Raw genomic sequence first — 23,645 nt, 5'->3', positions numbered from 1 at the left:
GTCCTCCTCTCTCTCCTCGTCCCCGGGGTCAGCCCGCGGCGCAGGAGACGGACGGCCAGGTCCAGTTGCCGTTGGCCTGGATGGTGGCGCCCCAGTTGTTGCCGCTGCCGTTGGACTTGGCGGTCAGGGTCTGGGCGCTCGGGTAACTGGCGCTGGTGTTCCAGGTGGACAGGACCTTCGCCGGGGACGGCACGTTCATGGTCACGGTCCAGTTGCTGGCCCCGCTGACCGAGACGTTGAGGTTGTACCGGTCGTCCCACTTCTGCCCGGCCGACACCGTCGCCGTGCAGCCACCGCCACCGCCGCCACCACCGCCGGAGCCGGTGCCCCCGACCGTGATGTTGGAGCTGCCGCTGCTCTGGTAGCCCTCGGTGGCCATGATCATGTAGTAGTTGAAGCTGCCCAGCGGCATCCCGGCCCGCGACCACGCGTCGAAGTGGTTGCCGGTGGTGATGGTGCCGCCGGTCCGCTTGGACTGCCGCACGCTCCAGTACTGGTCGAAGGTGCGGGTGCCCTCGACGGAGGGTGCGTTGTAGCGGGTGGTCTTGTAGATGTCGTAGGTGCCCCCGTCGGTGGTCACGGTGCCCTTGAACTCGCCCGTGGGCCGGTAGGTGCCCCAGTTGTCGACGATGTAGTACTCGACGAGCGGGTTCGCCGTCCATCCGTAGAGCGTGAGGTACGCGTTGCCGGACGGGTTGAAGGTGCCCGAGTACTGCACGGTCCGGCGTCCGCCGTTGCTCCAGCCCTTGCCGGCGACGAAGTTGCCGGTGTTGCGCCACGAGGTGCTGTACTGACCGCCCGACCCCATGTTCATGGAGACGGTGCCCTGGCTGTCGGTCCAGAACGAGTAGTAGTAGCCGTTGTTGGTGCCCTCCTGGTTGGTGTTGACGACCGTGTCGGCCCGGGCGGTGCCCGGCAGCAACACCGCGACCAGCGCGGCCAGCGCGACGACCCACGCTCTTCTCTGCATGACGGTGCTTCCTCTCCTGGAGATCCTGGTCCTGGAGGTTCCACGACGGCGCCAGTGTTGGCCTGCACGCGTCAAGCGTCAATGGTTTCGGTAATTATTTCGAAAGCTTCGAGGGCCGGATTGGCTCGATTCAAGCGACGTATGAGCAGCTCATCCGCTACCGGATCCTTACATCGGACAGCGTCTGGTTACTGGAGCACCGGCTACGTCAGCAGCCGAGTCGAAACTTTCGAACCGCCGTCCCGCGCGAGCCGCGGACGGTCAGGGCTCGTGACTCACCTCCACGACCACAGCGACCTCCCCCGCGTTGTCGTCCACACACCCCTCGCCGTCGTTGATCCGGAGCTGGACGACGCCGTCCCCGCCCGCCCGGAAGGTCTTCGCCTCCCCGATCGCGAGGACCGGCGCGTCGTCCGCGTCCGACAGGCGGGTCACCAGCGTGCCGAAGGGGGCGTCCGGTACGACCTTGCAGTCGTCGGCGAAGTCCAGGTCCCGGTCGCTGTCCGGGGCGTATCCGGCCGGGCCGGTCATCGGCATGCGCGCGCGGTCGACCGTCCACTCACCCTGCCGGGACCGCACCGTCACGGTGTCGCCCGCGCGGACCACCGCGTCGACGACCGGCTGCCAGCCCCCGGCGGCGCTCACGACCACCTCGTACGAGGTGACCTGGGGTGCCCCGACCGGCGAGGCCCGGGAGGTCGGCGCCGGGACGGGCGCTTCGGCCGCGCCCCGATCCGCGCCCTGCCCGTCGTCCTGGAAGGGCGCCACACCCGCGAGGAGCAGCCCGCCGCTCACGACCGCGACGAGCGCGGCAGCTCCGGCGAGGGTCCCCGCCAGCCAGCGGCCGGCGCCGCCCGTGCGTGCCGGAAGCGGTGCGGAGGGTGTTCCGGCGGTGCGTCCCGCCGTACCGCCGAGAGCCAACGGGGGCGCCGTCAGGGTGTCCCCCGCCCGTGCCGAGAACTCGGGGACGGGGCTGACGGGCACGGTGACGGCCTCGGACGGGACCGCGCCGCCGTCCGCCTTCCCCTCCGCGACGCTCCGCAGCGCCACCGCCAGCTCGTCGGCGGTGGGGCGCTCGCGCGGGTCCCTGCGCAGCAGCGCCTCGACGACGGGGCGGAGCGGGCCGAGCCTCTCGGGCAGCCGCGGCTTCCCGTACACGACGGCGTGCAGGGTCGCGGCGTGCGCGGGTCTGCGGAAGGGGGACTCCCCGCCGCAGACGGTGACCAGCGTCGCCCCGAGCGACCACAGGTCGGACGCGGGGCCCGCTTCCTGCGCCGTGGCCCGTTCCGGCGCCATGTACTCGACGGAGCCCATGAGTTGCACGGCCGACGTGACGGGCTCGCCGTCCTCGTCGAGCGCGGCGATGCCGAAGTCGGTCAGCACCGCGCTCCCGTCGGGGCGCAGCAATACGTTGGCGGGCTTGACGTCGCGGTGCAGTGCGCCGGCCAGATGGACCGCCCGGAGGGCGTCCAGCAGCTGGAGCCCGAGGCGGGCGGTGTGCTCCGGGGTGAGCGGCCCGGAGTGCCCCAGGTGGGCCGCGAGCGACGGACCGCGCACCAGCTCCATCACGATCCAGAGCCGGTCCTCGAACTCGACCAGGTCGTGCACCACGACCACGTGGGGATGCGGCACCCGCGCGACGGCCCGTGCCTCACGGACGGCCCGGCGCATCCGGGTCCGGCGGTCCTCGTGGCCGCCGGCGGCGATGCGCAGTTCCTTCGCGGCGACCGGCCGGTCGAGCAGCTGGTCGTGGGCGCGCCAGACAACGCCCATGCCGCCCCTGCCCAGGACTTCGTGCAGCAGATAGCGGCCGGCGATCAGTCGCCCGGGCCCCCCGCCCACCTGCTGATCAGGAACGCCGGTCAGCACCGGTCCTCACATCCCTCTCGCTGAGAACGGGGGCAACAATACCGACCCCAGGGGACGGCTTTTCCTCAACCGCCCTTGTTCCAGCTGCCGTTGCCCGGTCATCCGCTGCCGACGGGGCGAAAAGAGGCTGAGGGGCCCCGGCCGGTCGTGCTTCGATGGGCGGCATGGTGTCCACCGACCGTCTGTTCGCCTTCGCGGCCGTGTCGTTCCTGCTGATCGTGGTGCCCGGACCCAGCGTCCTGTTCGTGATCGGCCGGGCGCTGGCCCAGGGCCGCCGCGCCGCGCTGACCACGGTCGTGGGCAACACACTGGGCGCCTACCTGCTCGTCGTGGCCGTCGCCCTCGGGGTCGGGTCGGTCGTGGAGCGGTCCGTCCTCGTCTTCACCGTCCTGAAGCTGGCCGGCGCCGCCTACCTGGTGTACCTGGGGGTCAGGGCGTGGCGGCGACGCGGTGCCCTGCGGGCGGCGTTCACGGGCGACCAGCCGGCGCGGGGCGGGCTGCGCACGCTGTGGGAGGGGTTCGCGGTGGGGGTCGCCAACCCCAAGACCATCGTCTTCTTCGCCGCCGTCCTGCCGCAGTTCGTCGACCGCGCACAGGGACACGTCGTGGTCCAGATGCTGCTGCTCGGGCTGGTCTTCAACGTCCTCGCGCTGGCCTGCGACAGCCTGTGGGGCCTCGCCGCGTCGACCGGCCGCGACTGGTTCGCCCGCTCACCCCGGCGCCTCTCCCTGGTGGGCGGAGCCGGCGGGCTCACGATGATCGGCCTCGGCGTGAGCGTGGCGGCGACGGGACGGGAGGGCTGATCCCACGACGCGGGGCGGCAGACGAGTCGGGCTGTACGCCGGGTTCTGTTCCGGAAGGTCCTCGCGGGCCCTCCGGCGACGGCCATCCATCTAGGACCGGCGTTGCCACCGGCCTCCAGCGGTCTACCCGCGGACTCGGGCGGGCAGCCCTCGAACGTCCGCGCAGAGCGCTTTTCACGGCGCTCCTCTTGACCTTGCTCCGGGTGGGGTTTACCTAGCTGCCCAGGTCGCCCTGGGCACTGGTGGTCTCTTACACCACCGTTTCACCCTTACCGGGGGCCGAAGCCTCCGGCGGTCTGCTTTCTGTGGCACTGTCCCGCGGGTCACCCCGGGTGGCCGTTAGCCATCACCCTGCCCTGTGGAGCCCGGACGTTCCTCGGGAAGTCCCGTGAGGGACTCCACGCGGCCGCCCGCCCGGCTCGTCTGCCGTGTCGACCATGGTACCGGGCGGGTGCGGCGGCTCGCTCCAGTGGCCGATGTGGCCGCCGTCGCCAGGACCGAGCCCGTCAGGATCAGGGCGAAGGCGGCGAGGACGGCCGGCGTCAGGGGCTCGTCCAGGAAGACGGCGCCCGCCGTCACCGCGACCGCCGGGTTGACGTAGGTGATGACCGTCGCGCGGGTCGGACCGGCCTCCTTGATCAGCTCCAGGAAGGCGACGAAGGCGACCGCCGTGCAGACCACGCCGAGGCCGGCGAGCGCGGCCAGCACCGAGGGCGCCGGGAGCGTGTCGGGGCGGCTGAGAACGGCGGCGGGGGCGTAGACGAGGGCCGCGAGGGTGAGGCAGGACGCGGTGAGGTGGAGGGACGGTACGTCCTTGAGGTGGCGGGCGGCGATCAGCGGCGCCGTGGCGTAGCCGACCACCGTCAGCAGCACCTCGGCGAGGGAGCGGGCGTCGCCGCCGGTCAGGTGCGGGACGGTCAGTACCGCCACGCCCGCCAGGCCCAGGACGAGGCCGCAGACCCGGCGGGCGCCCAGGGTCTCCGTGGCGCCGAAGAAGCGGGCCAGGGCGACGCCGACGATCGGGACGCCCGCGATGAGCAGGCCCGCGGTGGAGCTGGACAGGTGGCGTTCGGCGTCGGTCAGGGTCCACCAGGGGCCGATGATCTCGATGACCGCGAAGGCGAGCAGCGGCCGCCAGTGCGACCGGACCGTCCGGAACAGGCCGCCCTTGCGCAGCGCGAAGGGGAGCAGGAGAGCGGCGCCCAGCGCACAGCGCGTGAACACCACCCCGGACGGGGAGACGGTGTCCACCGCCACCTTGATCATCAGATAGGGGATGCCCCAGACCACTCCCATCAGGGAGAACAGGAACCAGCCGCGTGCAGTCATGCGGCGAGTCTCGGGCTCCTCAGGGGGCGCCGTCTTGAACGCTGTTGCGGTACGCCGCCGGGGTCACGCCGAGCACCCTGCGGAACCAGCGGGTCAGGTGCGCCTGGTCCGCGAAGCCCACGAGCGCCGCCACCTCGGCGGGGCGCAGCCCGGCCTCCAGCAGACCGCGCGCCCTGGCCACCCGGTGCTGGGCGAGCCAGGCGTACGGCGGTATCCCCATCGTCGTACGGAAGGCGCGCAGGAGCTGGTAGCGGGAGAGGCCCAGGTCGGTGGCGAGGGAGGCCAGGGTCGGCGGGGCGAGGAGTTCGTCGGCGAGGCGGTCGCGGACGAGGCGGGCGACGCCTGCGGCCCCGGGGACGGCGGTGTCGTCGGCGGTGCGGGACGCGGAGTGGCGGCGGGCCAGGGCCGTGAGGAGCCAGGGCAGGCGGGACTCGGTCTCCAGGGGGTCGGGGCAGCGGGTCAGGTCCGTGTGCGCGGCGCGCAGGGCGGCGGCGAGCCGCGGGTCGTCGAGGACGGGTTCGCGGAAGTGCGGGAGGGAGCCGCCGCGCAGCCCGTCGGCGAGCAGGGCGGGGGCCGCGTACAGGGCGCGGTACGAGTAGCCGTCTGGGGCGGCCGGTCCGCCGGTGTGCATCTCGCCGGGTTCCAGGACGACGATGGAGCCCGGGCCGGAGTGGATGTGGCCGCCCCGGTAGGCGATGACCTCCAGGCCGCCGACGGTGACGCCGACCGTGAACTCGTCGTGCGCGTGGGGGGCGTAGACGTGCCGGTCGAAGCGGGCGGTGAGGAGGTCGAGGGGCGGGCCGCCGGTCCCCAGCCTGGCCCTGGTCCACCGTGCCTGTTCGCGTGCGTCCACCGTCCCCGCCCCCGATTCGTCCGTCCCCACCCCGGTCGTACGGGATCAGAGGAGACGCGGCGCTGTCCAGTGCGCTCGCTTGACCCTGTCGCAACGTCAACGTTTCTACTGGGGTCATGCGGATCGGAGAACTCGCCGACGCCGTCGGCGTCACCACGCGGACCGTGCGGCACTACCACCATCAGGGGCTGCTGCCCGAGCCGGAACGGCTGGCCAACGGCTACCGGTCGTACACGCTGCGGCACGTCGTCGTGCTGGCCCGGATCCGGCGGCTGACCGAGCTGGGGCTCGGGCTCACCGAGGTGCGGGACGTGCTCGCGGACGAGGCCGGGAAGGAGCTGGCCGAGGTGCTGGAGGAACTGGACGCGGACCTGGCGCGGCAGGAGGCGGCGATCCGGGAGCGCCGGACGCGGCTGCGGGCCCTGCTGGAGTCGGAGGGCGGGCTGCCGCCCGAGGGGCCGGTCTCGCCGGAGCTGGCCGAGCTGTTCGCGGGGATGGGGGACGTCTCCGGTTCCCCCATGGCCGTACGGGACCGCGAGATGCTGGCGACGCTGGAGAGCACGGTGCCTCCGGAGGAGCGGGCCGGGCTGGTGGCCTCGCTGCGCGGCGCGCTGGGGTCGCCGGAGGCGGTGGCGCGGGCCCACAGGGCGTATGCGCTGCTCGACGAGCTGGTGGACGTCGGCGCCGGCGATCCGAGGGTGGCGGAGGCGGCCGGGGTGCTCGCCGAGGCCATGCCGGCGGACCTGGTGCCCGAGGAGGGCGTCGGCCTCGACTTCGACCACGGCATCCTGCGTGCCCTGTACGCGGACTTCGCGCCGGGGCAGGCGGAGGCGATCCGGCAGGCCATGGAGATCGTGGCGAGGGGACGGCGGTCATGACGGGCTCCTCCCTCGCCTCGGTCCCGTACCTGCTGGTCCGGCACGAGTTGCGGCTGCTGGCGAGCCTGTGGCTGTGGATGACCCGGCGGACCCACGGGACGGCGGACGGCTCGGCCGCCTTCGGGTACGCGCGGGGGCAGGGCGCGATGATGTTCGGTTTCGCGTTCGTCTGCGTGGTCGAGTCCGTGGGGATGTCCGTGCTGCTGCGCGACTGGCCCACGGTGCACCACGTGGTGCTCGTCCTGGACGTGTACACCGTCGTCTTCGTCATCGGGCTGCACGCGGCGTCGGTGGTCCGTCCGCACGTCCTCGACCCGGGCGGCGGCACGCTGCGGATCCGCCGGGCCGTGCACGTCGATGTACGGATACCGCTGGAGCGGATCGCCTCGGTCCGCCGCGAACTGCGTGCGACGCACGAGCCGAAGGACGGCGAGCTGAACCTCGCCGTGGGCGCGCAGACGTCGGTCACCGTCGAACTCGCCGAGCCCGTCACCCACGTCACCTTCTTCGGGCGGCGGCACGAGGTCCGCGTGGTGCGCTGCCACGCCGACGACGCCGGAGCCCTCGTACGGGCCGTCGGCCAGGCGCGGGAGGGGCACGCCGTACCCTGACCGGGAGCTTGGATCGAAGGAGTGCCTGTGCTTGTCCTGCTGCCGCCGTCCGAGGGGAAGGCCGCGTCCGGCCGGGGCGCCCCGCTGAAGACCGACGCGTTGTCGCTGCCGGGGCTGACCCCGGCCCGCGAGACCGTCCTCGGCGAACTCGTCGACCTGTGCGCCGGGGACGAGGAGAAGGCGCGCGAGGTGCTGGGGCTGAGCGAGGGACTGCGCGGCGAGGTCGCCAAGAACGTGGAGCTGCGGACGGCGGGGGCCCGGCCGGCCGGGGAGATCTACACCGGTGTGCTGTACGACGCGCTGGACCTGGCCTCGCTCGACGCGGCGGCCAAGCGGCGGGCGGCCCGTTCGCTGCTGGTGTTCTCCGGGTTGTGGGGTGCCGTGCGGGTGACCGACCGGATCCCCTCCTACCGGTGCTCGATGGGCGTCAAACTGCCGGGGCTCGGCGCGCTGGGCGCGTACTGGCGGGCACCGATGGCCGAGGTGCTGCCCGAGGCGGCCGGGGAGCGGCTGGTCCTGGACCTGCGCTCGTCGGCGTACGCGGCGGCCTGGAAGCCGAAGGGCGAGGTCGCCGGGCGGACGGCGACCGTACGGGTGCTGCACGCGCCGACCCGGAAGGTGGTCAGCCACTTCAACAAGGCGACCAAGGGGCGGATCGTCCGGAGCCTGCTGACCGCCGGGATCGCGCCCGTCGGTCCGGCGGAGCTGGTGGAGGCGCTGCGGGACCTGGGTTACGAGGTGGAGGCCGAGGCGCCGGCGAAGGCGGGGCGGCCGTGGTCGCTGGACGTGCTGGTGGACGAGATCCACTGACGTTCCGGCAGGGCGGTTTCCGTTACCATTGCACATACCGCAACGCACGTTGCGCGGAGTGCGGTGCGACGGCACGATGAGGCCATGAGTTCTCCGCTGCCCTCCTCCCCCGCCACCTCGGTGCTGGATCTCGCCCCCGTCGTGCCCGTCGTGGTCGTCGACGACCTCGCCGACGCCGTACCGCTGGCCCGGGCGCTCGTCGCCGGCGGGCTGCCCGCGATCGAGGTGACGCTGCGGACGCCGGTGGCGGTGGACGCGATCCGCGCCATCGCCGGCGAGGTGCCGGGCGCCGTGGTCGGCGCGGGCACCGTCATCACGCCGGACCAGGTCGGCGAGGTCGTCGCGGCGGGGGCGCGGTTCCTGGTCAGCCCCGGGTGGACGGACGTCCTGCTGGACGCGATGCGGGCGTCCGGGGTGCCCTACCTGCCGGGGGTGTCGACCACCTCGGAGGTGGTGGCGCTGCTGGAGCGCGGGGTGCGGGAGATGAAGTTCTTCCCGGCCGAGGCCGCGGGCGGCACCGCCTACCTGAAGGCGCTCGCCGCGCCCCTGCCGCAGGCCCGTTTCTGCCCGACCGGCGGCATCGGTCCCGGCTCCGCCCCGGAGTACCTGGCGCTGCCCAACGTCGGCTGCGTCGGCGGCAGTTGGATGCTGCCGAAGGACGCCGTGGCCGACCGCGACTGGGGCCGCGTGGAGGCGCTGGCCCGTGCGGCGGCGGCGCTCAGCGCAGGTGGGACGTCTCGTTGAAGAGGCGGACGCTCGCGCCGCCGTCGGCGTAGTACGCGACCGCCGACAGCGAGGCAGCGGACAGCTCCATCCGGAACAGCGACTCCGGCGGGGCGCCGAGCGCGAGTCGCAGGAACGTCTTGATCGGCGTCACGTGCGAGACCAGCAAAACGGTGCGGCCCGCGTAGGCGGAGACCAGTTTGTCGCGGGTGGCGGCGACGCGCTCGCCGGTCGCCGCGAAGCTCTCGCCGCCGCCGGTGGGCCGGGCGTCCGGGGAGGACAGCCAGGCGTCCAGGTCGGCGGGGTACCGCTCGCGCACCTCGCCGAAGGTGAGCCCTTCCCAGGCACCGAAGTCGGTCTCCCGCAGGCCCTCCTCGATGGTCACCTCCAGGCCGAGGCGGGCGGCGACGATGCCGGCGGTCTCACGGGTGCGGGCCAGGGGTGAGGCGACGACCGCCTGGACCGTGCCGCGCCGGGCCAGGCTCTCGGCCACCCTCTCGGCCTGCTCCCGGCCGACGGACGACAGGGACGGGTCGCTGCCACCGCTGCCGGAGAACCGCTTCTGCGGGGTCAGGGGCGTCTCGCCGTGCCGCAGCAGTACGAAGGTGGCGGGGGCTCCCATGTCGGGGGGTCCCCAGCCGGGGGACGCGACCGTCCTGGCGGCGCGCACGTCGGCGGCTGCGCTGGTATCGGCATCGGTATCGGTATCGGTGTCGGTTTCGGTGTCCGCCTCGCCACCGGTGCGAGCGGCCCGGGCGACCCGGTCGCCGACGGCGGCACCGGCCGTACGGGCGGCACCCGCCCGGCGTCCGGCGGTGCCCCCCGCGTCCAGTTCCGCCGTCGACCCGGCCGGTGACCACCGCTCACCGCGCGCGCCCGCGTCCATCGCCTCGTTGGCCAGGCGGTCGGCGTGCTTGTTGTCCGCGCGCGGGATCCACTCGTACGTCACCCGGCCCGGCGGGAAGACCCGCGCCGCCTCGGCCGCCAGCGGCTTCATGTCGGGGTGCTTGATCTTCCAGCGGCCCGACATCTGCTCCACGACGAGCTTGGAGTCCATCCGTACGTGCACGCGCGCGTCCGGATCCAGCTCCCTCGCCGCGCGCAGTCCGGCCAACAGCCCCCGGTACTCGGCCACGTTGTTCGTGACGACCCCCAGGTACTCGGCGGCCTCCACGAGGGACTCCCCGGTCGCCGCGTCCAGCACCACCGCCCCGTAGCCCGCGGGCCCCGGATTGCCCCGCGACCCGCCGTCGGCCTCGACGACGAACTCCCGCACCCGACCGGCCACCGAAGCTTCCGCCGAAGCCGCCACCGAACCGGCCCCTACAGCCCGGAGTCGGCCGTGCGCACCAGGATGCGACGGCAGTTCTCGCAGCGTACGACGGTGTCGGGCGCCGTCGAGCGGATCTCGCTCAGCTCGGTGATCGCCAGCTCCTGGCGGCACCCCTGGCAGCTGCGCTGGTACAGCTTGGCCGCGCCGACGCCGCCCTGCTGCTCGCGCAACTTGTCGTAGAGCTTCAGCAGGTCGTCGGGGACCGAGCCGGCGATGACCTCGCGCTCCTTGGTCACCGAGGCCGCCTCGCCGTCCAGTTCCTCGACGGCCGCGTCCCGGCGTGCGGTGGCGTCGTCGATCCTGCCCTGGACCGCGCCGACCCGCTCGGTCAGCTCGGCGACCCGCTCCTGCGCGGACTCGCGGCGCTCCATCACCTCCAGGACGACGTCCTCCAGGTCGCCCTGCCGCTTGGCGAGCGAGGCGATCTCACGCTGGAGGTTCTCCAGGTCCTTCGGGGAGGTGACGGCGCCGGAGTCCAGGCGCTGCTGGTCGCGGGTGGCGCGCTGGCGCACCTGGTCCACGTCCTGCTCGGCCTTGGTCTGCTCGCGGGCGCAGTCGCTCTCCTCGGTCTGCGCGGCCACGAGCAGGTCGCGCAGCTGGGTGAGGTCCTTGGTCAGCGACTCGATCTCGGCGTGCTCGGGCAGCGACCGGCGCTTGTGCGCGAGCTGCTGGAGCCGGACGTCGAGGCCCTGCACGTCGAGGAGTCGGATCTGGTCGGCGGGCTCGGCTTTCAGTTGGGGGCTCCCATTGTGTTGGAGGTCGGGGCGGACGCCGCGTGGGCGGTCCAGGGGTCGGTGACCGTCTTCGAGACGTGGACCCTGAGGTCCCAGCCGTTGCGGTCGGAGATCTCGTCGAGCTGGGCCGCGGCCAGCTCGCACCAGGGCCACTCGGTGGCCCAGTGCGCCGCGTCGAGCAGCGCGAGGGGACTTTGGGCGCGATCCGCCATGAACTCCGCGGCGGGGTGGTGGCGGAGGTCCGCGGTGAGGAAGGCGTCCACGCCGGCCGCCCGCACGTGGTCGAAGAGGCTGTCGCCGGAGCCGCCGCTGACGGCGACCGTGCGGACGGTCGCCTCCGGGTCACCGGCGACGCGCAGGCCCTGCGCGGTGGCGGGCAGCCGCTCGGCGGCGCGGGCGGCGAACTCGCGGACGGTCAGCGGATGCTCCAGCTCGCACACCCTGCCCAGGCCGCGGCGGCCCTCGGGATCGGTCGGGTCCGGCACCAGGGGCCGCACGACGCGCAGGTCGAGCGCGCCGGCCAGCGCGTCGGAGACGCCCGGGTCGGCGGTGTCGGCGTTGGTGTGGGCGACGTGCAGGGCGATGTCGTTCTTGATGAGCGTGTGCACCACGCGGCCCTTGAAGGTGGAGGCGGCGACCGTCGTCGTCCCCCGCAGATAGAGCGGGTGGTGGGTGACGAGCAGGTCGGCGCCGAGCTTCACGGCCTCGTCGACGATCTCCTGGACGGGGTCGACGGCGAACAGGACCCGGGAGACGTCCTGGTCGGGCTCGCCCACGACGGTACCGACCGCGTCCCAGGACTCGGCCCGCTCGGCGGGCCACAGGTTCTCCAGCGCGGCGATGACTTCTGACAGACGGGGCACGCAGCCAAGGCTACCTGGAGGTTCTGTGCCCTTGTACCCGTCGCCGGTACCCCGCCGCGGCCCCCGCCGCCGACCCGGTCCGGCACAGCACACCCCCCTCACTCCCCTCAGGTGAATCGTTCCTGTGACACACGTACGTGTGATGGGGACGGCGGCCGGTCCCCCGCCCGCGCGTGCGAAAACTAGCTTCGTCGCCGGAGGTGACCGAACGATGACGGCCTGTGCGATCGAGCCTTCGGCGGAGTCCGGGAACAGCGGGGCCCCGCGGGCGGGCTGCACCATCACCGCGGAGGGCGCCTACGCCGCGCGTCTCGCCCGGCGCGGGGAGTCCTGGTACCCGGAGCGCTGGACCCTGGACGGCCCCGAGCCGTACGCGGTGCCGCTGCCCGGCAACCAGCCCGAGGAGCCCGGCACGGAGGTGCAGCCGATGGCCGACGGGCGGGTCCTGGTGCACCGCGTCGCGGCCGGACGGCACCTCTTCTCGCTGCTGTACCCGACCGGCCCGGGCACCGGTGAGCTGCCGCTCGGCGCGGTGGAGTGCCCGCCGGACACCACCGGGCCGCGGCTGCTTCCGCCGGTGCCGGGCGGCGAGCGGGCGTACGCGCTCGCTGTCGGTCCGCGGGCGACGGTGCTGTGGCAGGTCGTGGGCGGCGCCTTCGGGCCGGAGCGGGTGGCCGAGATCCCCGGCCGCTGCTCGGGCGGTGTCTGGCTGGACCGCGCGGGCCGGATACTCGCCCTGGACCGGGAGACCGGCGGGCGCGTGAAGGCGGTCTCGGTGGACCTGGAGCGGGACGGAGAGGTGTCGCCGCTGCTTCAGATCGCCCCCGAGAGCGACGATCGCATACTGCTGGCCGACCCCGACAGCGGACTGGTGCTGATCCGTTCGGACGCGCCCTCGCCGGGGCGGGACCGGCTCGGCTGGGGGGTGCTGGGCAGCACGCTGCCGGTGCGCTTCCCGGAGTGCCTGCGGCTGCCGGAGTGTGTGGTGACGCCGGTCGCGATCCAGCCGGGGCAGACACTGACGCCGGAGCGCTGCGCGGTGGCGCTGCGCGTGGACGGCCCGTTCGGCAGCTGGGTCGGGGTGTGGCGGCCCGCCGAGCGCCGGGTGCGCCACCTTCCGGCGCCCGAGGGGTGGTTGACGGGGGCGGGGCTGTGGACGGCGGACGGGGAGCTGCGGCTTCCGTGCTCCACCCCGGAACTGCCCTGCGGGGTGGCGCGGCTGGCCCCTGGGGAAGCGGCGGGCACCGGCGACGCGGAAGGCGCCGGCGACATGGAGGACACGGCTCCGGACCGCCCCGCCGAGGCGGACGGAAAGCCGGACGGAAAGCTGGACGAAAAGGAAGAGGAAGCTCCCCCTCTACCCCGCCCCGTTCCCCTGCAACAGGCCCCGCTGGCGCGGCTTGTAACGAAGTAGTGCCGGTTGGCGTGGCCGCCTGGATTCGGGTCGAGGGGTGCCGGTTACACTCGCTCGGCTGTACGAAAGATCATGTTGACGGGGTGAATTCCTTCCGATGAACGACGCCAGCACGACCCAGCCGATGCAGGCCGACGGTGCCGACGTTTCCGAGACCGACACCGGCCATGGCAAGCACCGCGGGCCGGTCTCCAGCCAGGAGGCCGCGGCGACCCCGCGGGGCCGTCACCGCAAGCCGTCCGAGGAGTCCGGGACGGCTGCCTGACGGCACGTCGAGGCACGACACACACGCAGTAGAGAAGCAGGCAAGCGGCTACGGCCCCGTGCGTCACTCCGACGGACGGGGCCGTCGTCGTCACGTCGTCGTCACGCGTACCGGACGACGGTGTCGGCGAGGACCGGGGCGTCGTCCCGCTCGACGGCGCTCACCGCCACGCGCACCGAGGGGCCGCCGTCCGGCACCGCCGGCCGCCACATCCGCACCCGCAGCGTCTCCCCCGGGTACACCACCCCGGCGAACCGCGTGCGGTACTCGCGCACCCGGGTCACGTCACCGTCCAGCAGCGTGTCGACCACCGACTTGAGCGTGCAGCCGTAGGTGCACAGCCCGTGCAGGACGGGCCGCCCGAAGCCGGCGCGCGCGGCGAACTCCGGGTCGGCGTGCAGCGGGTTCCAGTCACCGCTGAGACGGTAGAGCAGGGCCTGGTCCTCGCGCACCGGAAGGTCGGCGACCTGATCGGGTTCCGTGTCCGGCGGCGGTGCGGGGCGCCCGGACGGCCCCCGCTCGCCGCCCCAGCCGCCCTCCCCGCGTACGAAGATCTCGGCCTCGTCGGTCCACAGCGGCCCGTCCGCGTCGGTGACGTCGGTGCGCAGCACGAGGACGGCCGCCGTGCCCTTGTCGTACACGGCGACGACGCGCGAGGCCGCGCTCGCCCGGCCGCGCACCGGGACGGGCCGGTGCGTCAGCAGGCGCTGCCCGCCGTGCAGGACACGGGCCAGGTCGACGTCGACGCCGGGCCTGGACAGCGCCCCGATCACACCCGGGGGTCCGCCCCCCGCCACCGTCGCGAAGCTCGGCAGCACGTGCAGCCGGGACTCCAGGGTGTAGCGCAGCTCGCGGGGGTCGGTGGCGGGCAGTCCCGCGCCGATCCCGAGGTGGTAGAGCTGGACGTCCTTGTGGTCCCAGGCGAGTTCGCGGACGTGGGGCGGTGCGGCGAGCGCCGTGGCCGCGTCGATGGGCATGGCTGTCCCCTTCTCCCAGGTCCTCCCGGGTCCTCCCAGGCACGGACGGTGACCGGCAGCCACGACCGTACGGGACGCCGGCCGGCCGGGACATTTGTCCTCCCGGACTCCGGACAACCGCATCTGCCGCCCGCCCCGCCGGCTCCGTAGCGTCACCGGCATGAGAGCGACGGAAGGCGGCACGTCCGTGGACGGCCTGGACCTGGAGATCACGCGCGGTGCGACGGCCGCGCTGCTCGGCCGCGACGGCGCCGGCGGGTGCGATTCTCGTACCGACGGCACGGCCGCCGGCGTTCGGAGGCGTACGCCGTCCCGTCCCGCCGCCGCGGCGGAGGACGTGCACGACCGAGGAGAGGGGCAGAGGGCGATGAGCGGGACCGGAAGATGGCTGCGCAGGGTCTCGTGCCGCCTGGACGCGTGGCAGCTGGCGCGGCAGTCCGAGCCGGTGGAGGCGGCGAAGGCGGACGAGCTGCCCGAGCAGGTCGGTCCGCCGCCCACCGGTTTCGCGCTCCTGCCCTGGCTGCTGATGGGCCTGGGCAGCCTGGCCAACATCTTCCAGGGACGGACGTCGAACCCCTGGATCGGCGGCCTGGGACTGCTGGTCTTCAACTCCCTCTACATCTACGTGGCCTTCCGCTCCTTCGACAGGGAGCGGCGCGAGTCGCCGTCGACCCGGCTGGCCCTGGCCGGCATGGCGCTGGTCACCTGCGCCCTGTCCCTGGCCTACGGCGGCAGCTGGCTGCTGTTCTTCCCGCTGCTCGGCCTCGCGGCGGGCGCGGCGCTGCGCGGCCGGTGGCTGGGCCGGTGGGGCTGGACGCTGGCCGCCGTGGCCGGGATCGTGGCCGGCGTCAAGGACGGCTGGACCGGCCTCAACATCGCCTACGGGACCTTCCTGTCCACGATGGTGACGGCCGCGATCCTGAGCCTGTCCGACGCCGTACGGCAACTGCGCGCGGCCCGGGAGGAACTGGCCACGCGGGCGGTGGCGGAGGAGCGGCTGCGGTTCTCCCGGGACCTGCACGATCTGCTCGGGCACACCCTGTCCGTGATCGTGGTCAAGTCGGAGGCGGCCCGGCGGCTGGCACACCGCGACCTGGACGCCGCGCTGACCCAGATCGGCGACATCGAGGCGGTCGGGCGCCAGGCCCTGACGGAGGTCCGGGAGGCCGTCACCGGATACCGGGAGGGCAGCCTGGGGACCGAGCTGGACCGGGCCCGTTCGGCGCTGGCCGCGGCGGACGTGGAGCCGGTGGTCGTCCGCTCGGGACCGCCGCTGCCTCCGCAGGCCGAGGCCCTGCTGGGGTGGGTGGTGCGGGAGGCGGTCACCAACGTCGTACGGCACAGCGGGGCGAGCCGGTGCGAGATCGCGGTGTCGGGCGGCGCCAACCGGGTCCGGCTCACCGTCACGGACAACGGCACGGGCGCCGCCGGCCCCACCCAGGGCCCGGGCACCGGCCTGACCGGCCTGACGGAACGCCTCCTCACGGCCGGCGGCTCGCTGACCGCGGGCGCGGAGCCCCGGGGCGGCTTCGCGGTGCGGGCGGAACTGCCGGTTCCGGAGGAGGAGCGCCCGGTAGAGGCGCCGGCGCCCTAACCTGGCCCCGTGACCGACGAGTCTTCTCCCGTGACCGACACGCCTCCCCTCCCCCGGCCCATCCGCGTCCTCCTCGCCGAGGACCAGGGCATGATGCGCGGCGCGCTCGCGCTGCTGCTCGGGATGGAGGAGGACATCGAGGTGGTCGCCCAGGTGTCGGCCGGGGACGAGATCGTCGCCGCCGCGCTCGCGCACCGCCCGGACGTCGCCCTGCTCGACATCGAACTGCCGGGCCGCAGCGGCCTGGACGCCGCCGCCGACCTGAGGGAGCGGGTGCCCGGCTGCCGGGTGCTGATCCTGACCACGTTCGGCCGTCCCGGGTACCTGCGGCGGGCCATGGAGGCGGGCGCCGCCGGTTTCCTGGTGAAGGACGGTCCGGTGGAGGAGCTGGCCGGTGCCGTCCGCCGGGTGCTGGACGGTGAGACGGTCGTGGACCCCGTACTGGCCGCCGCCGCGCTCAGTGCGGGGCCCAGCCCGCTCACGGCCCGGGAGTGCGACGTGCTGCGGGCCTCGGCGGACGGGGCGACCGTCGCCGACGTCGCCGCGGTCCTGCATCTCTCCGAGTCCACGGTGCGCAACTATCTCTCGGCGGCGATCGGCAAGACGGCTACGCGCAACCGGACGGAGGCGCTGCGCGAGGCTCGGCGGCGGGGGTGGGTGTGAGTTGCGGCTGCCTGGGGGCGGGGTGGGTGTGAGTGAGGGCTGCCGGCGCGGGGTGGCTCTTCGGGTGCGGGCCGGTGGGTGGTTCTCGCGCAGTTCCCCGCGCCCCCATGGGGCGCTCATGCTGGGTGGTTCATCGGGTGCGCGTCCGTGGGTGGTTGCTCGCGCAGTTCCCCGCGCCCCTTCGGGGCGCTCATGCCGTGGCGCTCATGCCGTGGCGGGCTTTGGCTTTCCGGCCGGTAGCCACATCCACATCAGGAGGGCGGCGGCGGTCAGGACCGCCGTTCCCGTGCGGAAGACCAGGGCGTAGCCGTCCGTCAGTGCCACCGGGCCGGCGTGCTCTCCGCCGGACCTCGCCGCCGCGATCGTGGACATCACCGCGAGGCCCAGTGAACCGCCCATCGTGCGGGAGGTGTTGACCAGGCCGGAGACCAGCCCCGCGTCGCCGGGTGCCGCGCCGGAGATGGCCAGTGAGGCCAGGGGCGTCGCCGCCATGCCCGCGCCCAGCATCATCAGCACGCCGGGGATCATGATCGCCGTCAGGAAGCCCCCGTCCGCGGTCATCGTCGACTGCCAGCCGAAGCCGGCCGCCGCCACCAGCGTGCCCAGCACGGCCACGTTCCGCGCCCCGAGCACCGGCATGAAACGCGGTGCCGCCTTGGACCCGAGGATCACCGCCAGCGAGCTGGGGACCAGCGCGAGACCGGCCTCCAGCGGGGTGTAGCCCAGCACGTTCTGCGCGTACAGCGTCATGAAGAACCACATCGAGAACATCGACGAGCCGGACACCAGCATCGCCACGTTCGCCGACGCCACCGACCGCAGCCGCAGCAGCCCGAGCGGCATCAGCGGCGCCGCCGTCCGCGCCTCGACGAGGAGGAACAGCCCGAGCAGCGCGAGGCCGGCGAGCAGCGGCACCAGCGTCGCCGTCGCCGTCCAGCCCTCGGACTCGGTCTGCGAGATGCCGTAGGCGAGCGTGGCCAGGCCGACGGTGACCAGCAGCGCGCCCGGCAGGTCGAGGCGCCGCCGCGCCGCGCCCCGGCTCTCGGTCAGCCACAGCACGGCGCCGGCCAGCACGACCGCGCCCACCGGCACGTTGATCAGCAGCACCCAGCGCCAGGACAGCCCGTCCACCAGGGCGCCGCCCACCAGTCCGCCCGCGGCGCCGCCCCCGGCGCCCACGGCGGTCCAGGTCGCTATCGCCCGGGCCCGCGCGGCCCCCTCGGGCACCGCCGCCGTCAGGATGGTCAGCGTCGAGGGCGCGAGTACCGCCGCGCCCAGGCCCTGCACGGCCCGCGCTGCCAGCAACTGCCAGCCCTCCTGGGCCAGGCCGCCGCCCAGTGAGGCCAGGGTGAACAGCCCGAGCCCGACCAGGAACATCCGCTTGCGCCCGTACAGGTCACCGGCCCGTCCACCGAGCAGCATGAACCCGGCGAAGGCGATGGCGTAGGCGTTGACCACCCACTGGAGCCCCTGCGCGCTCAGCCCGAGGTCGGTGCGCATGGACGGGAGGGCGACGTTGACGACGGACACGTCGAGCACGACCAGGAACTGTCCGGCACAGGCCAGGGCGACCACCAGCCAGGTCGGGGGCGTGCGGCGGGTGGATGTCCGGGCGGTGGCGGAGACGGGGGAACTGGTTGCTTCGGGCATGGGTGTCATGCTCTCAACGGGAGCCCGGCCCGTACATCGGAATTTGGTCCCGGACCGGTCGGGGTGCGGGGCCTAGGTCTTCGGCCCCAGGCGCCGCGGACCCGGACGAGACCAAGAGAAGGTCAAGAATTCATTAGGGACCCGAAGCAACGGAATAGTTGCCCCGGCTGACGAGGTTCATCCTGCAGTCATCCCGCACAGCGGTACCGCACCGCACTTCGACGCCCCCCGGCCTGGAGGCCCCACCCCATGTCCCACACGACGACCGACGAACCCACCCGGAGTGCGAGCGGGGCCACCGTCCCGGTGCTCGCCTTCGCGGGCATCGTCGTCGCGGTGATGCAGACCCTGCTCGTCCCCGTCATCAAGGACCTGCCCGCGCTCCTGGACACCAGCCCCAGCAACGCCACCTGGGTCCTGACCTCGACGCTCCTGTCCGGAGCCGTGGCCACGCCGATCATGGGGCGGCTCGGCGACCTGTTCGGCAAGCGCCGGATGCTGATCGTCAGCCTCTCGGTGATGGTGGTGGGCGCGCTGATCAGCGCGTTCACCGACGCGCTGATCCCGATGATCGTCGGCCGCACGCTCCAGGGCGTCGCGATGGGCGCGATACCCCTCGGCATCGGCCTGATGCGCGACATCCTGCCCCGCGAGCGGCTCGGCTCGGCGATGGCGCTGATGAGCTCCTCGATCGGCGTCGGCGGCGGCCTCGCGCTGCCCGCGGCGGCCCTGGTCGCCCAGCACACCGACTGGCACACCCTGTTCTACGGCGCCGCCGGCCTCGGTGTGCTCTCCATCGCCCTGACCCTGCTGGTCGTACCGGAGTCCCCGCTGCGCGCCAAGGGCTCCTTCGACCTGCCGGGCGCGGTCGGTCTGACCGCCGGTCTGATCCTCTTCCTCCTGCCGATCACCAAGGGCAGCGACTGGGGCTGGTCGTCGCCCACCACGCTCGGCCTGTTCGCCGCCGCCGTCGTGGTCCTGCTGCTCTGGGGCCTGATGGAGCTGCGCGTCGCCGCCCCGCTGGTCGACCTGCGCACCACGGCCCGCCGCGAGGTGCTGCTCACCAACCTCGCCTCGATCATGGTCGGCGTCTCCTTCTTCGTCATCTCCCTGGTCCTCCCGCAGCTCCTCCAGCTGCCCGCCGAGACGGGCTACGGGCTCGGGCAGTCGATGGTCGTCGCGGGCCTGTGCGTGGCGCCGCTGGGCCTGACGATGATGTTCACGGCGCCGGTCTACGCCCGGCTGTCCGCCCGCTACGGCCCCCGGACGACCCTGATCATCGGCCTGCTGATCATCGGGATCGGCTACGCCGGCGGCCTCGGTCTGATGAACGCCGCCTGGCAGACCGTCATCACCTCGGTGCTGATCGGCGCGGGCATCGGCCTCGCCTACTCCTCGCTGCCGGCGCTGATCATCGGCGCGGTCCCGGCCTCGGAGACGGGCGCGGCCAACGGCCTGAACACCCTGATGCGGTCCATCGGTACGTCGGTGTCGAGCGCCGTGATCGGCATGGTGCTCGCCAACACCGCGAACGACGTGGGCGGCGTCGCCGTCCCCACCATGCACGGCTTCCGGGTCTCCTTCCTGATCGCGACCGCCGCGGTCGCCGTCGGCCTGGCACTGGCCTTCTTCCTCCCCCGCCGCCGCCCGTCCACGGCCACGCAGCTGCGCGCGAGCAGCGAGGAGGACGCGAACCTGGCCCGCGCCGAGCAGGCGCTCGCCGGGGAGGCCGCCGCCGGCGAGTCGCCGCGCGGTTTCCGGGGCCGGGTGCTGGCCGCCGACGGCGCCCCCGTCGCCCGCGCCAAGGTCACGCTGATCGACCGGCACGGCCGGCAGGCGGGCGCGACCCTCTCCGCCGAGGACGGCGGCTACGCCCTGGCCGTGCCCGCGCGGGGCCCGTACGTCCTGGCCGCCCGCGCCGCCGGACACGGCCCGCTCGCCCACGCGGCGACCCACGGCGGCGACCACCAGGTCGACCTGGACCTGTCCCTGCCGGGCGAGACGGTCCACGCCTGAGCCGCACGCCGTCACCCCTCACCGCACCCCCTGCCGCACGCCCGGCAGGGGGTGCGGGCCGATGGAGGGCCGCACCCGCACCGGCCCGCCGGGGCTCTCCCCTCCGGGCACACGGGCGCATGCGCCCCCTTCCTCGCCGCACCCCCCGCCCGGCCCCCGGCACGGAGTACGGCAGCATGGGCGCCGAACCGCGCCGCCGCCCGGCGCCCCGTGTCACCGAGAGGACCCGCATGTCCGCGCCGCCCGCCCCCGACGCCCTGGCCGCCTTCGAGGCCGCCAAGGGGTTCATGCCCGTGCACGAGGGCCGCGCGCTGTACGCCGCCGCCGTGGAGGCGGGCGGACTCGGGCTGCCGCTGCTGGAGGTCGGCACGTACTGCGGGCGCTCCACCGTCCTGCTCGCCGACGCGGCCCGCCGGGCCGGGGTCACCGCGCTGACCGTCGACCACCACCGGGGCAGCGAGGAGCAGCAGCCGGGCTGGGACTACCACGACCCGGAGACGGTCGATCCCGAGCTGGGCGTGATGGACACCCTCCCCACCTTCCGCCGCACCCTGCACCGGGCCGGTCTGGAGGAGCACGTGGTCGCCCTGGTCGGCCGCTCGCCCCAGGTCGCGGCGGTCTGGAACTCCCCCCTCGGCCTCGTCTTCGTCGACGGCGGCCACACCGACGAGCACGCGAACGCGGACTACGAGGGCTGGGCACCGCACGTGGCCGACGGCGGCCTCCTCGTCATCCACGACGTCTTCCCGCACCCGGCCGACGAGTTCACCGGCCAGGCCCCGTACCGCGTCTACCTCAGGGCCCTCGCGTCCGGCGCCTTCACGGAGGTCTCCGCGACCGACTCGCTGCGCGTCCTGCGGCGAACGGGCGCGGGGATCTGAGGGCACGGTTAGAGTCGCTGACGTGTCGTACACAGGCCCCGATCTCGAACCTCCCCGGCCCCGTCGCTCCCCGCTGCGCCGCCCGCTGACCGTGGCGGTCGCCGCGCTGGTGCCCGGGGCGCTGCTGGGGTGGGGGGTGTACGCGGCGGTCGGCGGCTCCGACGACGGCGGGGACGCGGCCGGTGCGCGCACGTCCTCGGCGGCCCCCTCCGAGGGCGCGGCCTCCGCGAGCGACGACGCCAAGAAGCCCGCGGACTCCTCCCCCTCCGCCACCGGGAAGCCGACCGCGTCCTCCTCCAAGTCCGCACCCGCCGGGGCCGCCGGGCCGCTCAAGGGGAAGGTCGTCGTCATCGACCCCGGGCACAATCCGGGCAACTTCCAGCACACGTCGGAGATCAACCGGAAGGTGAACGTCGGCACGCACTGGAAGGAGTGCGACACGACGGGCACCGCCACCAACGCGGGCTACCCGGAGGCGAAGTTCACCCTCGACGTCGCCCACCGGCTGCGCACGCTGCTGGAGGAGCAGGGCGCCACGGTGAAACTGACGCAGGACGGCGACCGTTCATACGGCCCCTGCGTGGACGAGCGCGCCCGGATCGGCAACGAGGCGCACGCGGACGCCGCGATCTCGATCCACGCCGACGGCTCGGGAGCCGGCAACCGCGGCTTCCACGTGATCCTGCCGGGCGCGGTGCACGACGGCGACGCCGACACCCGCGCCATCGTCGCGCCCTCCGCCGAACTCGGCGAACGCGTCGCGGGCAACTTCGTGCGCGCCACGGGCGGCGCGCCGTCCAACTACGTGGGTGACGGCACCGGTCTGGTCACGCGTACGGACCTGGGCGGTCTCAATCTGTCAACGGTTCCCAAGGTGTTCATCGAGTGCGGCAACATGCGCGACGACAAGGACGTGGCGCAGCTGACCAGCGGCACTTGGCGACAGAAGGCGGCGCAGGGGATGTCTGATGGAATCGTGAGTTTCCTGCGCGGGTAGTGATCAGCGTTCCCCTCCCTGCGGACAGCCCCGACGCGCGGACGATAGTGTCGTCCGTACGATGAGGGGCCACCCCCGCGCTTCACACCGGAACCTTTCGGCGACATCGTGACAGCGACGCCTCTATTGACGACGAGACGACCTACGAAGGACCTGAAGTGAATATCCGCTCCCTCACTCGAGGCGACGGCGTGGTGATCGGAGCAGCGGTTCTGCTGTTGATCGCGTCGTTCCTCGACATCTACTCGATCGACGGTGCCTCGGACAGCGCCGACATCCCCAGCCTGTGGGGCAGTGGGCCGGTGGTGCTCGGTGTCGTCCTGGCGGGCGTCATCGGCGCCGCGCTCATCGTGGTGGCCCGCGCGATGCCGCAGCCCAAGAAGGTGGCCGGTCTCGACCTCGGCCAGTTCGGCATCGCCTTCACGGTCTTCGCGGCCTGGAGCGCGCTCGGCAACATCTTCGACCCGGCCGGCGCCTTCGACGGCGAGGGCGGCTTCGTCGACGAGCTCGGCGCCGGCCTGGGCCTGATCCTCGCCCTCATCGCCACGCTGGTCATGGCCGCCGCGGCGGTGGCCACGCCGCTGGTCCCCGCCCTCAAGGGCGCCCTGATCCCGGCCGCGCGTCCGGCGGCGCCGCAGCCCTACGGCGGCCAGCCGCAGGGTGGTTACGGCTACCCAGGCGCGCAGCAGCAGCCGTACGGCGGCCAGCCCGGTCAGCCCGGTCAGCCGGGTCAGCCGGGTCAGCCCTTCGGCGGTCAGCCGCAGCCGGGTCAGGCCCAGCCGCAGCCGCAGGCCCCGCAGCAGGCCCAGGCGCAGGCGCAGCCGGCCGGGGACTTCTCCCCGTTCTGGTTCGCCGTGCCGGTGCCGCGTCCGCTGTTCGCGGAGGACGGCTCGCCCACGCCGATCGCCGAGCTGGCGCCGGGCACCTGGTACCTGGCCGTCGAGCAGCGCGGTGCCAACCTGGTCGCCCAGACGCAGGACGGCCGCCGCGGCGTCCTCCAGGACACGTCGGGCATCCAGCGCGGCTGACCCGCCCGCCCCTCAGGCACCTCAACGGCCCTCCGCCCGGACCCGGTTCCGGACGGAGGGCCGTGGCCGTAGGTTTCCGCCGGGCTTCCGGGGCCATACGCAAGGCATGTCTAGATCTCACGGTTCCAGTTCCGCGGGCAGGGCCATAGCCGTCGTCGCCGACATCATGGCCTTCATCCTCGGCCTGTGGATTCTGATGTACCTGTTGGACGCCAACCGGGCCAACGACCTGGTCCAGTTCGTCCATGACGCGGCGAACTGGCTGGCCGGCTGGTCGCGTGACCTCTTCACCTTCGACGAGGACTGGGCCCGCGTGGTCGCCGGCTACGGCCTGGCCGCGGTGGTCTACCTCTTCATCGGCCACGCCATCGCCAACCGCGTCGG

The 23,645-nt window shown here is 73.6% G+C and carries 22 protein-coding genes, 1 other RNA gene and 1 pseudogene; 14 read left to right on the top strand and 10 right to left on the bottom strand.

Translation table 11 applies throughout. The features are described 5' to 3' along the window. Positions 1–28: 28 nt before the first annotated feature. Positions 29–970, bottom strand: a complete 942-nt coding sequence (locus ACZ67M_RS03735) for a glycoside hydrolase family 11 protein (protein WP_469849440.1) — start codon at positions 968–970, stop codon at positions 29–31. 261 nt (positions 971–1,231) lie between these two features. Further along, positions 1,232–2,839 carry a serine/threonine-protein kinase gene (locus ACZ67M_RS03730; RefSeq protein ID WP_469849438.1) on the bottom strand — a complete coding sequence of 536 codons (1,608 nt, stop codon included), beginning with the start codon at positions 2,837–2,839 and terminating at the stop codon, positions 1,232–1,234. Positions 2,840–3,003: 164 nt separating this feature from the next. On the opposite strand from ACZ67M_RS03730, the gene ACZ67M_RS03725 reads away from it, so the two are divergent. Further along, a complete protein-coding gene (locus ACZ67M_RS03725) occupies positions 3,004–3,642 on the top strand; it encodes a LysE family translocator (RefSeq protein WP_469849436.1) in 639 nt (212 codons plus the stop codon). Between the two features lie 18 nt (positions 3,643–3,660). Here the strand turns inward: ACZ67M_RS03725 and rnpB are convergent. From rnpB to ACZ67M_RS03710, 3 genes and pseudogenes are all read right to left on the bottom strand, one after another. After that, positions 3,661–4,064: RNase P RNA component class A (rnpB, locus tag ACZ67M_RS03720), an RNA gene on the bottom strand. Between the two features lie 79 nt (positions 4,065–4,143). Next, positions 4,144–4,971, bottom strand: a pseudogene (locus ACZ67M_RS03715) (DMT family transporter); the annotation flags it as partial. Between the two features lie 19 nt (positions 4,972–4,990). Continuing rightward, positions 4,991–5,824, bottom strand: a complete 834-nt coding sequence (locus ACZ67M_RS03710; RefSeq protein WP_385799214.1) for a helix-turn-helix transcriptional regulator — start codon at positions 5,822–5,824, stop codon at positions 4,991–4,993. 116 nt (positions 5,825–5,940) lie between these two features. On the opposite strand from ACZ67M_RS03710, the gene ACZ67M_RS03705 reads away from it, so the two are divergent. The 4 genes from ACZ67M_RS03705 (at position 5,941) to eda (ending at position 8,867) form a co-directional block, all read left to right on the top strand. Next, positions 5,941–6,702, top strand: a complete 762-nt coding sequence (locus ACZ67M_RS03705) for a MerR family transcriptional regulator (protein ID WP_392008918.1) — start codon at positions 5,941–5,943, stop codon at positions 6,700–6,702. After that, on the top strand, positions 6,699–7,313 hold the full coding sequence (locus ACZ67M_RS03700; protein ID WP_469849433.1) for a hypothetical protein: 615 nt from the start codon (positions 6,699–6,701) through the stop codon (positions 7,311–7,313). Before ACZ67M_RS03705 ends, ACZ67M_RS03700 begins: the two co-directional genes overlap by 4 nt. Positions 7,314–7,340: 27 nt before the next feature. Then, positions 7,341–8,123 carry a peroxide stress protein YaaA gene (gene yaaA / locus ACZ67M_RS03695; RefSeq protein ID WP_469849432.1) on the top strand — a complete coding sequence of 261 codons (783 nt, stop codon included), beginning with the start codon at positions 7,341–7,343 and terminating at the stop codon, positions 8,121–8,123. Positions 8,124–8,207: 84 nt separating this feature from the next. After that, complete coding sequence (gene eda, locus ACZ67M_RS03690) at positions 8,208–8,867, top strand: bifunctional 4-hydroxy-2-oxoglutarate aldolase/2-dehydro-3-deoxy-phosphogluconate aldolase (RefSeq protein ID WP_361355314.1); 660 nt, start codon at positions 8,208–8,210, stop codon at positions 8,865–8,867. Here the strand turns inward: eda and ACZ67M_RS03685 are convergent. From ACZ67M_RS03685 to ACZ67M_RS03675, 3 genes are read right to left on the bottom strand one after another with little or no spacing between them, the layout of a single operon-like run. Continuing rightward, positions 8,842–10,122: a bifunctional RNase H/acid phosphatase gene (locus ACZ67M_RS03685; RefSeq protein ID WP_469849737.1), complete on the bottom strand. Its 1,281-nt coding sequence runs from the start codon at positions 10,120–10,122 to the stop codon at positions 8,842–8,844. The genes eda and ACZ67M_RS03685 overlap by 26 nt on opposite strands. A gap of 47 nt (positions 10,123–10,169) precedes the next feature. Next, positions 10,170–10,913: a zinc ribbon domain-containing protein gene (locus tag ACZ67M_RS03680; protein ID WP_361355535.1), complete on the bottom strand. Its 744-nt coding sequence runs from the start codon at positions 10,911–10,913 to the stop codon at positions 10,170–10,172. Further along, complete coding sequence (locus tag ACZ67M_RS03675; RefSeq protein WP_467322029.1) at positions 10,910–11,776, bottom strand: Nif3-like dinuclear metal center hexameric protein; 867 nt, start codon at positions 11,774–11,776, stop codon at positions 10,910–10,912. The genes ACZ67M_RS03680 and ACZ67M_RS03675 overlap by 4 nt, the downstream gene beginning before the upstream one ends. A gap of 211 nt (positions 11,777–11,987) precedes the next feature. Between ACZ67M_RS03675 and ACZ67M_RS03670 the strand changes: the two genes are divergently transcribed. Then, positions 11,988–13,190 carry a hypothetical protein gene (locus ACZ67M_RS03670; RefSeq protein ID WP_469849429.1) on the top strand — a complete coding sequence of 401 codons (1,203 nt, stop codon included), beginning with the start codon at positions 11,988–11,990 and terminating at the stop codon, positions 13,188–13,190. 97 nt (positions 13,191–13,287) lie between these two features. Next, complete coding sequence (locus tag ACZ67M_RS03665; RefSeq protein ID WP_122620378.1) at positions 13,288–13,455, top strand: hypothetical protein; 168 nt, start codon at positions 13,288–13,290, stop codon at positions 13,453–13,455. A gap of 101 nt (positions 13,456–13,556) precedes the next feature. Here the strand turns inward: ACZ67M_RS03665 and ACZ67M_RS03660 are convergent, their stop codons facing one another. Next, positions 13,557–14,432: a MaoC/PaaZ C-terminal domain-containing protein gene (locus ACZ67M_RS03660; RefSeq protein ID WP_467322026.1), complete on the bottom strand. Its 876-nt coding sequence runs from the start codon at positions 14,430–14,432 to the stop codon at positions 13,557–13,559. Positions 14,433–14,799: 367 nt separating this feature from the next. Between ACZ67M_RS03660 and ACZ67M_RS03655 the strand changes: the two genes are divergently transcribed. Together ACZ67M_RS03655 and ACZ67M_RS03650 are read left to right on the top strand one after the other, a co-directional pair. Continuing rightward, positions 14,800–16,026, top strand: coding sequence for a sensor histidine kinase (locus ACZ67M_RS03655; RefSeq protein ID WP_469849736.1), 1,227 nt, complete (start codon positions 14,800–14,802; stop codon positions 16,024–16,026). 9 nt (positions 16,027–16,035) lie between these two features. Beyond that, complete coding sequence (locus tag ACZ67M_RS03650; protein ID WP_469849428.1) at positions 16,036–16,689, top strand: response regulator; 654 nt, start codon at positions 16,036–16,038, stop codon at positions 16,687–16,689. Positions 16,690–16,893: 204 nt separating this feature from the next. Here the strand turns inward: ACZ67M_RS03650 and ACZ67M_RS03645 are convergent, their stop codons facing one another. Then, a complete protein-coding gene (locus ACZ67M_RS03645) occupies positions 16,894–18,348 on the bottom strand; it encodes an MFS transporter (RefSeq protein WP_392008897.1) in 1,455 nt (484 codons plus the stop codon). A gap of 240 nt (positions 18,349–18,588) precedes the next feature. Here ACZ67M_RS03645 and ACZ67M_RS03640 point away from each other — a divergent pair, with 240 nt between their 5' ends. The 5 genes from ACZ67M_RS03640 to ACZ67M_RS03620 all read left to right on the top strand — a co-directional run. Next, positions 18,589–20,355, top strand: a complete 1,767-nt coding sequence (locus tag ACZ67M_RS03640) for an MFS transporter (protein ID WP_469849427.1) — start codon at positions 18,589–18,591, stop codon at positions 20,353–20,355. Positions 20,356–20,585: 230 nt separating this feature from the next. Next, positions 20,586–21,236 carry a class I SAM-dependent methyltransferase gene (locus ACZ67M_RS03635; RefSeq protein ID WP_469849734.1) on the top strand — a complete coding sequence of 217 codons (651 nt, stop codon included), beginning with the start codon at positions 20,586–20,588 and terminating at the stop codon, positions 21,234–21,236. A gap of 22 nt (positions 21,237–21,258) precedes the next feature. Next, positions 21,259–22,233: an N-acetylmuramoyl-L-alanine amidase gene (locus tag ACZ67M_RS03630; protein ID WP_469849425.1), complete on the top strand. Its 975-nt coding sequence runs from the start codon at positions 21,259–21,261 to the stop codon at positions 22,231–22,233. Positions 22,234–22,391: 158 nt separating this feature from the next. Further along, positions 22,392–23,261, top strand: a complete 870-nt coding sequence (locus ACZ67M_RS03625) for a hypothetical protein (RefSeq protein ID WP_385799234.1) — start codon at positions 22,392–22,394, stop codon at positions 23,259–23,261. Between the two features lie 106 nt (positions 23,262–23,367). Beyond that, a partial coding sequence (locus ACZ67M_RS03620) for a hypothetical protein (protein ID WP_469849423.1) occupies positions 23,368–23,645 on the top strand: 278 nt, incomplete at its 3' end.

Source organism: Streptomyces sp. NPDC107500 (genome assembly GCF_055582785.1).
The sequence above is the reverse complement of the archived record's forward strand: the minus strand, read 5'-3'. Positions and strand labels throughout refer to the sequence as shown.